Source organism: Streptomyces boninensis, from assembly GCF_048572725.1.
GTDB lineage: Bacteria > Actinomycetota > Actinomycetes > Streptomycetales > Streptomycetaceae > Streptomyces > Streptomyces boninensis.
In genome coordinates, this window is the sequence record NZ_CP183837.1 from 6,775,277 (window position 1) to 6,790,385 (window position 15,109).

At 70.1% G+C, this 15,109-nt stretch carries 12 protein-coding genes and 1 riboswitch; of the genes, 8 read left to right on the top strand and 4 right to left on the bottom strand.

Annotated elements, in window-relative coordinates; translation table 11 throughout:
* Positions 1-3 precede the first annotated feature (3 nt).
* From ACNNMR_RS31085 to ACNNMR_RS31100, 4 genes are all read left to right on the top strand, one after another.
* Entirely contained in the window at positions 4-1,659 is a 1,656-nt protein-coding gene (locus ACNNMR_RS31085; protein WP_419998004.1) for a bifunctional aspartate transaminase/aspartate 4-decarboxylase, read from the top strand.
* A 151-nt stretch (positions 1,660-1,810) separates the two neighbouring features.
* Positions 1,811-2,734 (top strand): NADP-dependent oxidoreductase, encoded by a 924-nt coding sequence (locus ACNNMR_RS31090; RefSeq protein WP_419998005.1) that lies wholly within the window; start codon positions 1,811-1,813, stop codon positions 2,732-2,734.
* 59 nt (positions 2,735-2,793) lie between these two features.
* Positions 2,794-3,213, top strand: a complete 420-nt coding sequence (locus ACNNMR_RS31095; protein ID WP_419998006.1) for an MmcQ/YjbR family DNA-binding protein — start codon at positions 2,794-2,796, stop codon at positions 3,211-3,213.
* A 725-nt stretch (positions 3,214-3,938) separates the two neighbouring features.
* Positions 3,939-5,444 carry an AAA family ATPase gene (locus ACNNMR_RS31100; RefSeq protein WP_419998007.1) on the top strand — a complete coding sequence of 502 codons (1,506 nt, stop codon included), beginning with the start codon at positions 3,939-3,941 and terminating at the stop codon, positions 5,442-5,444.
* A 1,103-nt stretch (positions 5,445-6,547) separates the two neighbouring features.
* Here ACNNMR_RS31100 and ACNNMR_RS31105 read toward each other — a convergent pair.
* The 4 genes from ACNNMR_RS31105 to gcvT form a co-directional block, all read right to left on the bottom strand.
* Positions 6,548-7,936: an L-serine ammonia-lyase gene (locus tag ACNNMR_RS31105; RefSeq protein WP_419998008.1), complete on the bottom strand. Its 1,389-nt coding sequence runs from the start codon at positions 7,934-7,936 to the stop codon at positions 6,548-6,550.
* A 182-nt stretch (positions 7,937-8,118) separates the two neighbouring features.
* On the bottom strand, positions 8,119-9,387 hold the full coding sequence (glyA, locus tag ACNNMR_RS31110; RefSeq protein WP_419998009.1) for a serine hydroxymethyltransferase: 1,269 nt from the start codon (positions 9,385-9,387) through the stop codon (positions 8,119-8,121).
* Positions 9,388-9,401: 14 nt separating this feature from the next.
* Positions 9,402-9,779 carry a glycine cleavage system protein GcvH gene (gcvH, locus tag ACNNMR_RS31115; RefSeq protein WP_419998010.1) on the bottom strand — a complete coding sequence of 126 codons (378 nt, stop codon included), beginning with the start codon at positions 9,777-9,779 and terminating at the stop codon, positions 9,402-9,404.
* A gap of 103 nt (positions 9,780-9,882) precedes the next feature.
* Entirely contained in the window at positions 9,883-11,004 is a 1,122-nt protein-coding gene (gene gcvT, locus ACNNMR_RS31120; protein ID WP_419998011.1) for a glycine cleavage system aminomethyltransferase GcvT, read from the bottom strand.
* 148 nt (positions 11,005-11,152) lie between these two features.
* Positions 11,153-11,257: riboswitch (glycine riboswitch) on the bottom strand.
* A 127-nt stretch (positions 11,258-11,384) separates the two neighbouring features.
* Between gcvT and ACNNMR_RS31125 the strand changes: the two genes are divergently transcribed.
* The 4 genes from ACNNMR_RS31125 to ACNNMR_RS31140 all read left to right on the top strand — a co-directional run bounded on the left by ACNNMR_RS31125 (position 11,385) and on the right by ACNNMR_RS31140 (position 15,077).
* Entirely contained in the window at positions 11,385-12,044 is a 660-nt protein-coding gene (locus tag ACNNMR_RS31125) for an AAA family ATPase (protein ID WP_419998012.1), read from the top strand.
* Between the two features lie 46 nt (positions 12,045-12,090).
* Positions 12,091-12,822 carry an enhanced serine sensitivity protein SseB gene (locus ACNNMR_RS31130; protein ID WP_419998013.1) on the top strand — a complete coding sequence of 244 codons (732 nt, stop codon included), beginning with the start codon at positions 12,091-12,093 and terminating at the stop codon, positions 12,820-12,822.
* Between the two features lie 104 nt (positions 12,823-12,926).
* The gene (locus ACNNMR_RS31135; protein WP_420000544.1) at positions 12,927-13,715 is read left to right on the top strand and encodes an enhanced serine sensitivity protein SseB C-terminal domain-containing protein; all 789 of its coding nucleotides are present in this window, start codon (positions 12,927-12,929) and stop codon (positions 13,713-13,715) included.
* Positions 13,716-14,072: 357 nt separating this feature from the next.
* Positions 14,073-15,077, top strand: coding sequence for an ABC transporter permease (locus ACNNMR_RS31140; RefSeq protein WP_419998014.1), 1,005 nt, complete (start codon positions 14,073-14,075; stop codon positions 15,075-15,077).
* Positions 15,078-15,109 lie beyond the last annotated feature (32 nt).

The following is a 15,109-nucleotide window of genomic DNA, read 5'->3' on the forward strand; positions in this document are numbered from 1 at the left end:
GCCATGCCGAAGACCCGCTTCAGCCGCGAAGAGATCAAGTCCTATGCCCAGCTCAGCCCGTTCGAGCTGAAGGACAAGTTCATCCAGATCGCTCAGGAGGTCCAGGAGGACAAGCCGGGCCAGAAGGACAAGTCCGCCGTCCAGATGCTCAACGCCGGGCGCGGCAACCCCAACTGGATCGCCTCAGGGCCGCGCGAGGCCTTCTTCGCGCTCGGCTACTTCGCGCTGTCCGAGTCCAAGCGGGTGTGGAGCGGGGACAACCTCGGCGGCATGCCCGAGAAGCAGGACATCGGCAAACGCTTCGACCGCTGGCTGCGCGCCAACCCCGAGCTCTCCGGCACCGACATGCTGCAGCGCTGCGTGGAGCTGGCGGTCGAGCGGTTCGGCTTCGACCGGGACGCCTTCCTGCACGAGCTGGCGGACTCGATCATCGGCGACAACTACCCCGTCCCCGGGCGCATGCTGGTCCACGCCGAGCAGGTCGTACGGGGCTACATCGGCGACGAAATGTGCGCCGGGCGGCCGCCGGAGGGCAACAACCTCAGCCTGTTCGCGGTCGAGGGCGGCACCGCCGCGATGTGCTACATCTTCGACTCGCTGATGAAGAACGGCATTCTGCACAAGGGCGACCGGATCGCCCTGATGGTGCCGGTGTTCACGCCGTATCTGGAGATCCCCGAGCTCGACACCTTCGACTTCGACGTGGTGCACATTTCGGCGGACCTCTTCGCCGAGGCCGGGGTGCGGGAGTGGCGCTACTCGACCGAGGAGGTCGCGAAGCTGGAGGACCCGTCCATCAAGCTGGTGTGCGTCGTCAACCCCTCCAACCCGCCGTCGCTCGCGATGAGCCAGCGGGTGATGGACCAGATCAAGGACATCGTCGCGACAAAGAACCCGAACCTGATGCTGGTCACGGACGACGTGTACGGCACCTTCGTCGAGGGCTTCCGCTCCCTCGCCGCCGACCTGCCCCGCAACACGCTGCTGGTGTACTCGTACTCGAAGCACTACGGCTGCACCGGCTGGCGGCTCGGCGTCATCGGCCTCCACGACGACAACGTGATCGACGAGATGCTCGCGCGGCTCCCGGCCGACGAGAAGGCGCGGCTGGCGAAGCGCTACGGGACGCTGACGCTGGAGCCGGAGAAGATCAAGTTCATCGACCGCCTGGTCGCCGACTCCCGCGAGGTCGCCCTCAACCACACCGCGGGCCTGTCCCTGCCGCAGCAGATCCAGATGACGCTGTTTTCCCTCTTCGACATGCTCGACGAGGGCCAGGCGTACAAACTCAAGCTCCGCGCCATCGTCCAGCAGCGCCTCGACCTGCTGCTGGAAGGCGCCAAGATGAAGATCTCCGAGGACCCGGGCCGCGCCGCGTACTACATCGAACTCGACCTCCTCGCCGAAGCCGAGCGGATGCACGGCAAGGACTTCGCGGACTTCCTGCAGGCGAACTACGAGCCGGTCGACCCGCTGTTCCGCCTCGCCGAGCAGACGCATGTGGTGCTGCTGAACGGCGGCGGCTTCGACGGCCCGCAGTGGTCGGTCCGTGCCTCCCTGGCCAACCTGGACGACCTCGACTACCTCAAGATCGGGCACCACCTCCGCGCCATCTTCGACGACTATGCGGCGGAGTGGCAGGCGTCGCTCAAGGGCTGAACCAGGGGGCCGCAATGGCCCAGCAAACAGGCCCTGGATTGGACCGGATATCCGGGTTTCTTCCTGCGTATCGTCGAGGTGCGTGCGTCCACCCCGCCGCACCTCGACCACCGGGCCCGCGCCGCCCGCCTGCTCACCCGTAAGGAAGCACATGCAAGCCATCACCGTCCAGGACCCCGACGCCGGCATCGGCGGACTCGCCCTCAACGAGCTGCCGCACCCGCACGCCGCCGAGAACGACGTGATCGTGCGCGTGCACGCCGCCGGCTTCACCCCGGGCGAGCTGGACTGGCCCGGGACCTGGACCGACCGGGCCGGCCGTGACCGCACGCCGTCGGTGCCAGGACACGAGCTGTCCGGCGTGGTGACCGAGCTCGGCTACGGCACCACCGGCCTGACGGTCGGCCAGCGCGTCTTCGGGCTCACCGACTGGACGCGCAACGGCTCGCTGGCCGAGTACACCGCGGTCGAGGCCCGCAACCTCGCACCGCTTCCGGCCGACGTCGACCACACCACGGCCGCCGCCCTGCCCATCTCCGGCCTCACCGCCTGGCAGGGCCTGTTCGACCACGGGCGCCTGACCACCGGACAGACCGTGCTGATCCACGGTGCCGCGGGTGGCGTCGGCTCCATCGCCGTGCAGCTCGCGAACGAGGCCGGCGCCCGGGTGATCGGCACCGGCCGGGCGGCCGACGAGGACACCGCCCGTCGGCTCGGCGTGCACACCTTCGTGGACCTGCAGGCCGGACGCCTGGAAGACATCGGCGAGGTGGACGTCGTCTTCGACGTGATCGGCGGCGAGATCCTGGAGCGCTCCACGGCGCTGGTGCGCGCCGGCGGCACGCTGGTCACCATCGCCCAGCCGGTCACCGTTCACCCCGCGGACGGCCGGGCCGTCTTCTTCGTCGTCGAGCCCGACCGGGCCCGCCTCGCCGACCTCGCCCAGCGGCTGCGCGACGGCCGCCTCAAGCCGATCGTCGGCGCGGTCCGGCCGCTGAACGAGGCCGGTGCCGCCTTCGCACCCGAGAAGCGGACTCCCGGCAAGACGATCATCCGGGTCGCGGAGGGCGAGTAGGCGCGGAGGGCGAGTAGGCGCCCTCCCGGACGACGCGACGCGGCCGCTAGTGTCGGCCCATGTCCAGTCCTGGAGACGTACCGCCGGAGATCCTCGACCGACTGCGGCCGATCTGCCGGCAGCTGCCCGAGTCGTACGAGGAACCGGCCTGGATCGGCGTCCGCTGGCGGATCCGCAAGCGGACGATCGCCCACGTCTACACGCCGGACGCGGACCGCTTCCCGGTCTACGCCCCGTACGCGACCGCCGGTCAGCCGCCGGTCGTGATGACTTTCCGGATCCCCGCCGACGACCTGCTCGGACTGACCGCCGACGGGTTCCCGTTCTTCCGCGCCGACTGGGGCCACAACGTCGTCGCCGCCGTCCTCGGCGACCACACCGACTGGACCGAACTCGCCGAACTGATCACCGACAGCTACCGCGAGAGGGCCCCGAAGTTCCTCGCCGCCCGGATCGCCGACCCGCCACCGGCCAGCTGACCAGCGGGCCCAGGCCGGGCGGCGGCCAAACTGACGTACGGTCTACGTCCAAATCAACATTGATCATGCGGCCAAAGTGACACTCGCATCGGGCGTCGACCGCGGTCGAGGAGGCGCTGGAAGACACCCGCGTATTCCTCGTGGATGGTGCGAGGCAGTGCGGCAAGAGCACCCGGACGACCACGGGCTCGGGCGCTCGCGTGGCGGTCCGACCACCAAGCCGCACCTGGCCGTCGAACAGGGCCCAGAAACCCATGTCCATCGTGATCACAGCCGGGCAGCGTGGCGCCTCCCCGCAGTTCGAGCCGGTCCTGAAGAAGGTCCGTGTCCCGCGTCTTGAGCCGGGCAGGCCGCGCACCCGGCCCGACCGCGTGCGTGCTGGCCGCTGTCCTCGTCGCCGCCATCAACGAATGGCTGTGAACGCCCGTGTTGTGGAGGCGCATGGGCTACGTAGACGCGAAGCGTTCTGCTGTCGGCCAAGACTGTCGCGCCTCCGAAGGCATGGGCGACAGGATCGTCACATGCAGCCGATCTTCGTTCTCGTGCACAGTCCGTCCGTAGGTCCCTCGACCTGGCACCCTGTGGCCGAACACTTGACGGCGGCGGGATACCAGGTGCGGGTGCCGTCCCTGCTGCACATAGGCGCCGATGCTCCGCCCTTCTGGCCGAATTACGTCGAAGTAGACTTAGACGAAATCTGTAGCACTTGACATGGTGGAGGTCGGATGCCGAGCGGAGTGCTGGTCAAGCCCGACGATGTGGTCGACCGGGACCGCGAGTGGAGTCTGCTGACGGAATTCCTGGCCGATCCGGATCCCGCGATGCGGCTGGGCATTGTGTCCGGGCGTCGGCGGCACGGGAAGTCGTACCTGCTGCAGGCTCTGTCCGAACAGGCCGGGGGGCTGTACGTGACAGCCGTGCGGGAGGAGGGGCGGTTGCCGGCGATCCAGCGGTTCGCCGATACGGTCGCCGCCCATGCCGGCCTGCGTGCGGGCAGTCTGCGGCTGACCGACTGGCGGGACGTACTGGCCAGCGCCCTGGACGTGACCTCCCGTGCCCCGTATCCGCTGCTGGTGATCGACGAGCTGCCCTACCTGCTGCAGCACTCGCCGGAGATCCCGGGACTGCTCCAGCAGATCTATGACGAACGCCAGCGCAGAGCCGCGCCGGGCGCGGGGCCGGGCCCCCGACTGATCCTTTGCGGCTCGGCGCTGAGCGTCATGCATGAACTGCTCTCCGGCACCAAGCCGCTGCGCGGCCGCGCCGTGGTCGACCTGCGGCTGGGACCGTTCGACTACCGCGACAGCCGTGCCTTCTGGCGGATCGACGACCCGCTGACCGCGCTGAAGGTGCACGCTGTTCTCGGCGGTGCACCTGGCTACCGGCCGGTGGCCGCCCGGCCGCACCCCGACGGCGGCTTCGATACCTGGCTGGTGCGGACGCTGCTGGACCCGGGCCGTGCGGTCTACTCCCGCGCCGAGACCGAATATCTGCTGCGCGAGGACCCGCGGATCACCCAGCACACGCTGTACTACGACATCCTCACCGCGATCGCCCAGGGCGCGACCACCCCCAGCAAGATCGGCGCGGCGCTGGAGCGCCCGCGCAACGCAGTCGCCCACCCGCTGGGCGTCCTGGAATCGACGGGCTACATCCGCCGCGAGCAGGACATCCTGCGCACCCGGCACCCGGTCATCACCCTCGCCGACCCGGTCATCCGCTTCAACCAGCTCATCACCCTGCCCCAGGCGGCGGCCGTCGAGCAGGGCTTCGCCGAGCAGGCGTGGCAGCAGGCCACCCCCACCTTCAACTCCAAGATCCTCGGCCCGCACTTCGAGAACCTGGCCCGCGATTTCACCCGCCGCTACGCTCACCCGCTGCTGCCAGGCGGGCTGCCGGGACCGGTTGGCACCACTGAGGTAGCCGACCCGGCCGCCCGTACCAAACACGAGGTTGACGTCATCGCCCTGGCCGCCGGCGAACGCCCGCAGTCACCGCGCACCCACATCGCCCTTCTGGGCGAGGCCAAAGCGACCGCCGCACGCCGCGGCACCGGCGACCTTCAACGCCTCGAACGCATCCGCACCCTGCTCGCCGACCAGGGCCACGACACCACCGGCACCATACTGGCCCTGTACTCCCTACACGGCTTCTACCCCGACCTGATCGAGCTCGCCGCCCACCGCGAAGACATCCTCCTCGCGGATCTGTCCACGCTGTACGGACGGTGAGCTGGACCGGTCAAGCCCCGGCCGGTGGGCACCCGCGGCAACTGCCGCTATGCCGCGTCGCTGTCGCGCACGGACCGACTGGAGGCGAGGGTGGACAGCGCCGGCCAGATCTCCTTGCCTACGGCGGCTTCCTAGCGGGCGATGGCGTCGATGCCGGGGAGCACCGTCCTGCTGCCCGGCATGGTCCCGGTCGGGGACATGACCGAGCTGGTCACCGTCGAGGGCAAGGCGTATCTGGCGACCTGCATCGATCTCGCCATCCGCGAGGTGATCGGCTGGTCGATGGCCGACCATCAGGCCGACCTGCCGGTGGCCGCTTTGCGGATGGCGCCGGACGCGGCCAACAGGAATAGGGCTGCATCATGCACACGGACCGCGGCAGCGAATACGCGAGTGACGAATTGGCACCGCAACTCTCCATTTCCCAACCGGATGCCGAATAGCAGACAGGGCAATGAGCGGGGTCTCATCGTGGTCGGCGGGGGTGCACGGGGCGGTAGCTGGTCGCCCCGTGCCCGTGACGCGGCGAAGCTCCTCGCTGTTGGTAGGAGCGCCAACTCGCCCGCAGCACAAGGAACTTCGTGGCATCCTATCGTGCCACCCTCGACGTCCCGTCAGACCTGGTTTCCTAGCTGGAGAACCTGATTGCCGTCCGAAGGAGTCAGGCCAGGCGATCCAGCGGTTCGCCGATGCGACCCTAAGCGAGCCACCGGCTGACCCCCGGGGTCGCTGCTGCCGCCCTCCGTGCACACCACCCGCCGCAAACCCAAGCCACCCCGTCGACACCGTCCTGGGTGGTGGGTTCTGGCGCCCGCCTGCACCTGACCGGCGCCACCGTCAGCCATTACTGCTGCCGCGGCGACTCGCTCCCACGCCGCCTACACGCCTGGAACAGCCATGGAGCGAAGCAAGATGGCCCTGTGGCCTGCACGGCGGCGGCTCGCTGAGGGACTTCGAGAGGCGGACAACCGCAGGCCGATCTGGGATTTCTCAGGGATTTTCAGAGCGGTCCGAGGGAATTCCGAGGGACTTTTCGCCGCGTGAGCAGGGAAGGCCCTGACAGCTCTGAAAGATCCGTCGTCGCGGGTCAGGGAAATAAATGGTCAGCACTCGATGACATTCACTGCCAGCCCGCCCCGGGCCGTCTCCTTGTACTTGACCTTCATGTCGGCGCCGGTTTCCTTCATCGTCTTGATGGCCTTGTCCAGGCTGACGAAGTGGTGGCCGTCGCCGCGCAGGGCCATGCGGGCGGCGGTGATGGCCTTGACCGCGGCCATGCCGTTGCGTTCGATGCAGGGGATCTGGACGAGGCCGCCTACCGGGTCGCACGTCAGGCCCAGGTTGTGTTCGATGCCGATCTCGGCGGCGTTCTCGACCTGCTCCGGGGTGCCGCCGAGGATTTCTGCCAGGCCGCCTGCGGCCATGGAGCACGCCGAGCCGACCTCGCCCTGGCAGCCGACTTCGGCGCCGGAGATGGAGGCGTTCTCCTTGAAGAGCATGCCGATCGCGCCCGCGGCGAGGAGGAAGCGGACGATCGTGTCGTCGTTGTCCGCCACACCCGGGACGAAGTCGCGGGCGTAGTGGAGGACTGCCGGGATGATGCCTGCCGCGCCGTTCGTCGGGGCCGTCACGACGCGGCCGCCCGCCGCGTTCTCCTCGTTGACCGCCATCGCGTACAGCGTCGTCCACTCCGTGGAGTGCGCCTCGCGCGGGCCCTCGGCGCGCAGTTGGCGGGCGGAGGTCGCCGCGCGGCGGCGGACCTTCAGGCCGCCGGGGAGTATGCCTTCCTTCGACAGGCCGCGGCGTACGCACTCCTGCATGACCCGCCAGATCTCCAGCAGGCCCGCGCGGATCTCGTCCTCGCTGCGCCAGGCCATCTCGTTCTCCAGCATCAGCGACGAGATCGACAGGCCCGTCTCGCGCGCCATGCGGACCATCTCGTCGCCCGTACGGAAGGGGTACTTCAGGACCGTGTCGTCCAGCTTGATCCGGTCCTCGCCGACCGCGTCCTCGTCGACGACGAAGCCGCCGCCGACCGAGTAGTACGTCTTCTCCAGGAGCGGGGTGCCGGCGGCGTCGTACGCGAAGAGGGTCATGCCGTTCGCGTGGTACGGCAGGGAGCGGCGGCGGTGCAGGATCAGCTGGGTCGGCTCGTCGAAGTCGATCTCGTGGTCCGCGCCTATTTCGGCGTCGAGGAGGCGGAGGCGGCCGGAGGTGCGGATACGTTCCACCTCGCTGTCCGCCCACTCCACGTCCACTGTGCGCGGGGAGTAGCCCTCCAGGCCGAGGAGGACCGCCTTGGGGGTGCCGTGGCCGTGGCCGGTGGCGCCGAGGGAGCCGAAGAGCTCGGCCCGGACGGAGGTGGTGTGTGCCAGCACGCCGTCGTTCTTCAGGCGGCGGGCGAACATCCGCGCGGCGCGCAGCGGGCCGACCGTGTGCGAGCTCGACGGGCCGATGCCGATCGAGAAGAGGTCGAAGACGGAGATGGCCACAGCGGGTGGACTCCTTTGTCCGGTTGGAGCGGGTGGTGCGGTGGTGCGTGCCGCCCTGTGGATAACTTGTGGGGCTGTCGGTGGGCGCCGATAGCCTTTGAAGGGGCTTGGCCCCCGGGAGGGCGGGGACTGTGCGGTGGTGGGTGCCGGGGCGCGCTCATCCGCACCTCGGCACCCGCCCCTCACAGGCCGGGGTACAGCGGATGCTTATCCGCCAGCGCGCTCACGCGCTCCCGCAGCGACGTCGCCTTCGCCTCGTCGAAGCCCGGCTTCAGCGCCTCCGCGATCACGTCCGCGACCTCGCGGAAGTCATCCGTCGTGAAGCCGCGTGTCGCCAGCGCCGGCGCGCCGATCCGCAGGCCCGATGTCACCATCGGCGGCCGCGGGTCGTTCGGGACGGCATTGCGGTTCACCGTGATGCCGATCTCGTGCAGCCGGTCCTCCGCCTGCTGGCCGTCCAGCTCGGACTTGCGCAGGTCCACCAGGACCAGGTGCACGTCCGTGCCGCCGGACAGCACCGAGACGCCCGCCGCCACGGCATCGTCCGCCAGCAGTCGCTCGGCGAGGATCTTCGCTCCCTCCAGCGTACGACGCTGGCGGTCCTTGAACTCCTCGCCCGCAGCGATCTTGAAGGAGACCGCCTTCGCCGCGATCACATGCTCCAGCGGGCCACCCTGCTGACCGGGGAAGACCGCCGAATTGATCTTCTTCGCCAGCTCCTGCTTCGACAGGATCACGCCACCGCGCGGCCCGCCCAGCGTCTTGTGCGTCGTCGTCGTGACGATGTCCGCGTACGGCACCGGGTTCGGGTGCAGCCCGGCCGCCACCAGCCCGGCGAAGTGCGCCATGTCGACCATGAGCAGCGCGCCGACCTCGTCCGCGATCCGCCGGAAGGCCGCGAAGTCCAGCTGCCGAGGATAGGCGGACCAGCCCGCGATGATCAGCTGCGGCCGCTCCTCCTTGGCGAGCCGCTCGACCTCTTCCATGTCGACCTCGCCGGACTCCTCGTCGACGTGGTACGCGGCCACGTTGTAGAGCTTGCCGGAGAAGTTGATCTTCATGCCGTGGGTGAGGTGCCCGCCGTGCGCCAGGTCGAGGCCCAGGATGGTGTCGCCCGGCTTCAGTACGGCAAACATCGCCGCCGCATTCGCCGACGCACCGGAGTGCGGCTGCACATTCGCCGCCTCGGCGCCGAAGAGGTCCTTGATCCGCTCACGGGCCAGGTCCTCGACCACGTCGACGTGCTCGCAGCCGCCGTAGTAGCGGCGGCCGGGATAGCCCTCCGCGTACTTATTGGTCAGCACCGAGCCCTGCGCCTCCAGCACCGCGACCGGCGCGAAGTTCTCGGAGGCGATCATCTCGAGGGTGGACTGCTGGCGGTGCAGCTCGGCGTCCACGGCGGCGGCGACCTCGGGGTCGACCGTCTTGAGGGAGTCGTTGAGAAGCGTCATCAGTGATCTGGTCCTCAGCCGGCCGCGAAGGCCGTGTACTCGTCGGCGGTCAGCAGGTCGTCCGGCTCGCCGGTGACCCGCACCTTGAACAGCCAGCCGCCCTCGAAGGGCGCCGAGTTCACCAGCGCGGGGTCGTCCACGACGTCCTGGTTGACGGCGGTGACCTCGCCGGTCACCGGCGCGTACAGGTCGCTCACCGACTTGGTCGACTCCAGCTCGCCGCAGGTCTCGCCCGCGGTCACCGTGTCACCCACCTCGGGAAGCTGTACGTACACGACGTCGCCGAGGGCATTGGCGGCGTGGGCGGTGATGCCGACCGTGGACTCGCCGTCCGCGGCGGGCGACAGCCACTCGTGTTCCTTGCTGTAGCGGAGCTGCTCAGGGTTGCTCATGGGGCGATTCTCCTAGATCAGGTGGCGTGGTGCAGACGTGGGCGGGCGGGGCGGGAGTGTCAGCGCGCCGGCGGAAGAATCAGCGCGCTTGCCGAAGGAAGTGTCAGCGCTCGCGCTTGTAGAAGGGCAGGGCGACGACGTCGTACGGCTCGTGGCTGCCGCGGATGTCCACGCCCACGCCCGCCGTGCCCGGCGCGGCGTGCGCGGCGTCCACGTACGCCATCGCGATCGGCTTGCCGAGCGTGGGGGAGGGGGCGCCGGAGGTGACCTCGCCGATGACGGTGCCGTCCGCGACCACCGGGTAGCCGGCCCGCGGCACCCGCCGCCCCTGCGCGACCAGCCCGACGAGCTTCCGCGGCGGCGCGCTCTCGGCCCGCTCCGCGGCCTGCTCGAGCGCCTTGCGGCCGACGAAGTCCACCGGCTTGTCGAACTTCACCACCCGGCCCAGCCCGGCGTCGAAGGGCGTGAGGGCGGTGCTCAGCTCGTGCCCGTACAGCGGCATCCCGGCCTCGAGCCGCAGCGTGTCCCGGCAGGACAGGCCGCACGGGATCAGCCCGGCCTCCTGGCCCGCCGCGGTGAGCGCCTCCCAGACCGTGACGGCGTCCCCGGGGCGTACGAACAGCTCGAAGCCGTCCTCGCCGGTGTAGCCGGTACGGGCGATGAGGGCGGCCACGCCCGCGACGGTCCCCGGCAGCCCCGCGTAGTACTTCAGCCCGTCCAGGTCGGCGTCGGTGACGGACTTCAGGATGTCCGGCGACTCGGGCCCCTGGACCGCGATCAGCGCGTACGCGTCCCGGTCGTCGCGCACCTCGGCGTCGAAGCCGGGGGCGCGCGCCTGGAGCGCGTCGAGGACGACCTGCGCGTTGGAGGCGTTCGCCACGACCATGTACTCGTAATCGGCCAGCCGGTACACGATCAGGTCGTCCAGGATCCCGCCGTCCTCCTGGCAGATCATGGTGTACCGCGCCCGCCCCACCCCGGCCACGGACAGCCGCCCGACCAGCGCGTAGTCCAGCAGCTCACCGGCCTGCGGCCCGGTGACCGTGATCTCCCCCATATGCGAGAGGTCGAAGAGCCCGGCCCGGGTGCGGACGGCGTTGTGCTCGTCCCGCTCGCTGCCGTACCGCAGCGGCATGTCCCAGCCGGCGAAGTCGGTCATGGTCGCGCCGAGGGCGCGGTGGGTGGCGTCTAGGGCGGTGTGACGGGGCGTAGCGGAAGGTGTCATGTGCTCAGGCTCCCGGACATGGGTGGACGGATGTCCTCCCCATCTGTCATCGGTACCTGAGAGGTTCACCGTGACCCCGGCGGGCGGGGGCGGCTTGCACCTTGGGCGGAGCACTCCCGGTGAGGGACTGCTCACTTTTCAGAGCTGCCTCGCCCGCGCGGTACGGGGCCTGAGAGATTCAAGGGAGGACTTGCTCCTTCGGCGCCGGGCCCGCCCTATGAGGGGTTTGCCCGGACTCTCCCGCGCGGATTCGAACGGCCGGTATGCAGTTAGGCGTGGCCCATCATTGCATGCCTGCGGAGAGGCGGCCTTGCCGAAGATTGCCATTTCTTTACACTCGGCCGGGACGGGCCGCACGCGCCTGCAACCCTAGGGGGCCAATGAACGTGCACGATGTCGCCCCGGCGCAGCCGGACCTGGAACGTGGCTTGCGGGTGCCCGCACGCCGCGGTCCCGCCGTGTGGGCGCCCCCGGCGGGTCTCTCCGACCTGCGGGGGCGGGCCTTTCCCGGGCGGGTGCTGGGCTTTCCCGCCGGGGATGTGGTGGTCGTCTCCGGGCTGCCGGGGAGCGGGAAGTCGACGCTGATCCGGCGGTCCGGGCAGATCCGGCGGGTGGATTCGCAGGACACCCGGGACCGCTGGGATGCGCGGGTGCGGGGCCGGCTGCCGTACGCCGTCTACCGGCCCCTGGTGCGGGCAGCGCACTATTTCGGCCTTGTACGGGCGCTGCGCGGCGCCGCGGGCGTCGTGGTGCACGACTGCGGGACGCTGCCCTGGGTGCGCCGGTGGGTCGCGCGGGAGGCGCGGCGGCGCGGGGTCGGGGTGCACCTGGTGATCCTGGATGTGCCGCCGGGCGTCGCGCTCGCCGGGCAGCGGGCGCGGGGGCGGGCGGTGTCCCGGTATGCGTTCGTACGGCACCGGCAGGCGACGCGCGCGCTGCTGGCCGCCGCGGAGGCCGATGGGTCGGCGGGCGGGTGCGACAGCGTGGTGCTGCTCGACCGGGGGGGTGCGGATGGGGTGGGGGCGATCCGGTTCCAGTAGTCGGACCATCTGTTTCGGGCCGTGGTGACTGGATTAGGGTTCCCGGGTGAGCTATCCGGAGCAGCAGTTTCCCGTCAATGAGCTGGAAGAGGTGCTCGCCGCGGCCGTCGGGCGGCCGGAGGCGGGAGCGCGGCTGCTCGAGGTGGTGGGGCGCAGTCATCTGTGGGTGCCGCTGCCCGAGGGGGGCGGGCCGCAGAGTGGGACGCTCGATCTGCCGACGACCGAGATCGGCGGGCAGGCGTACGTCCCCGTCTTCTCCTCCAAGGAGGAGTTTCTGAAGGTGGTCGGCAGCCCTATGTCGTTCACGGTGGCGCCGGCCCGCGAGTTCGCCCGAGGGCTGCCGCCCGAGCTGGGGATCGCGCTCAACCCGGGTGGCGCGATCGGCGTGCCGCTGCCGCCGGAGGCCGTCGCCGAGCTGTGCCGCGAGCCGCTGGCGGGGGGCGGCGGTGGCCGGGTGCGGCTGAGCGAGCCGGACTGGCAGGAGGACCCGGTGGAGTTTCTGCGCCGGGCGGGCGATGAGTTTCACGCCTCCGGCGCCGTGCTGTCCGCGCGCCGGGCGCTCGCCTCGGTGGAGGGCGCGCCCCCGCAGCTGTACGTAGGCGTGCAGCTGACGGAGGCCTCGGACCAGGCCCAGCAGGCCGCCGTGGACGCCCTGGGCCGCGCCCTCGGCGCCCACCCCGTCCCCTGGCCCGTACAGATGGTCTTCCTCGACGCGGTCGCCGATCCGGTGGTGACGTGGATGGCAGACCGGGTGCGTCCCTTCTTCGCGCGGGCCTAACCTGATTTGATTGCCAGGGCAGCCGCGCACGCCTGTGCGGCGGAACGTGTGACGTGCAGGACTGATACGGGGGCTGGAGGCGTGCGGTGAGCGGGGGCGCGACGGTGGGGCAGCTGGTAGAGCAGCAGGCTCCTGGGCGCTATGACGCGTACGAGGGGCTGCTTGCCGCGCTCGCCGAGGGCCAGGTCTGGATGCTGCTGTGGCAGGGCATGCCCGGCACCCAGGACGCCCAGTACGGCAACATGCAGGTGGACGGGCTCGGCTACGCGCCCTGCGTCAGCTCCGCACAGGAGCTCGCCGCCAGCGGCTGGACCCGCGCCTCCGAGTCGGTCGCGGGCCGCGACATCGCCGCCGCGCTGTACCCGGACCACTGGGGCCTCTGGCTCGACCCGCACGCCCCCGGCGGCGGCGTCGGCATCCCCTGGCTCGACCTGCGCCGGATGGCCACGGGCCTGGAGCGGCTGCCCGCCGGGCCGCTGCGGATCAGCGAACCGTCCGTGGACGTCCAGCAGTTGTACGCCGTCCTCGGCCAGGCCGCGCATCGCACCCAGGCGGTACGGGCGTTGACCAGGGCGTGGGTGGAACCCGCGCTCGGCGAGCCGTACTTGGCGATCGGCCTCGACCTGTACGACGACGCGGCCCCGTCGGTCGCGGCCGCCCGGCAGATGATGCAGGAGGCGGTGGCCGCGGTGCCGGCCGGGCTGCCGGTGTCCACGGTGGCGATGGCCGACGACTACGACCCGGTGGCGATGTGGATGCGGGCCAATGCCCGCCCGTTCTTCGACCGCGGCGCGTACAGCGAGGGCGGTCTCGCGGTGTCACCGGCGGCGTCCGGGTACGGATACCCGCCGCAGGGCGGCTGGCAGCAGGGCGCTGCTCCCCGCGCTTATTGAGCCACCCAGTGCGACGCCGGGTGCCCACTAACTGAGACAGTCCGCACCCATAAGTCCGTTTTGGTCGCAGATCCCGGCAATGCGGGGCCAGTTGACCCACCGTTTACCGTCCGTGGACGTCCGGATAACGGAAGGCGGTGTCACACATCACGAATGCGCATCCATTCCCCGTGAGGTCTGGCGGGTGATCGCGGCCCCCATGAAGACTCCCGGTCCAGGGACTTTCGTCCCGGTGTACGAATGGCCTCAACGAGTTCTCCCGACCCATCCGTACATCCAGCACCAGTGATGTGACTCAGCCGCTACCACGGCGCAGCACGGGCCGGCCGATCGCCGGCCGAGAGGGGTCCTGCCACGATGACGGCGCCATTGCACGACACGCCCGCGGAAGCGGCCCCGAGTGAAGACCACGGGGCCGCCAGTCAGGCCGGGGCGAAAAAGGTGGAAGGGCGGTCCCTGAAACAGATCGCCTGGAACCGCCTGAAACAGGACAAGCTCGCGCTTGCCGGTGCGGTCACGGTGGTCGTGCTGGTGTTCGTGAGCGTCTTCGCGCCGTGGATCGTCGACCTGTTCGGGCATCCGCCGAACCAGTTCCACCAGGATGAGCTGGACGAGCTGACCAACCTGCCCAAGGGCGCCCTCGGCGGCGTCAGCGGGGACCACTGGTTCGGTGTGGAGCCCAACAAGGGCCGGGACATCTTCAGCCGGATCATCTACGGGGCCCGGGTCTCCATGCTGGTGGCCTTCCTCGCCGCGGTGGTCGCGGTCGTCCTCGGCACCCTCTTCGGCATCATCGCCGGCTACTTCGGCGGCTGGGTCGACGCGGTCATCAGCCGGGTCATGGACGTGCTGCTGTCCTTCCCGCAGCTGCTGTTCATCATCTCCCTGGTCTCCGTCCTCCCCAATGACCTGTTGGGCCTGACCGGCAGCGGCGTGCGCATCTCGATCCTGATCATGGTGATCGGCTTCTTCGGCTGGCCGTATATCGGCCGGATCGTGCGCGGCCAGACGCTGTCGCTGCGTGAGCGCGAGTACGTGGAGGCGGCGCGGAGCCTGGGCGGCGGCTCAAGGCACATCCTCTTCCGTGAACTGCTGCCGAACCTGGTGGCGCCCATCACCGTCTACACGACGCTGATGATCCCCACCAACATCCTTACCGAGGCCGCGCTCAGCTTCCTCGGCGCGGGTGTGCGGCCGCCGACGGCCTCGTGGGGAGGCATGCTGCGGGACGCGCTCGGCACGTATGAGCACGACCCGATGTTCATGGTCTTCCCCGGCGTGGCGATCTTCATCACCGTGCTGGCCTTCAACCTCTTCGGGGACGGCCTGCGCGACGCGCTCGACCCCAAGGGCACCCGTTAGACCGTCCATTGCCCCTGCCGCACAGTCAGGTG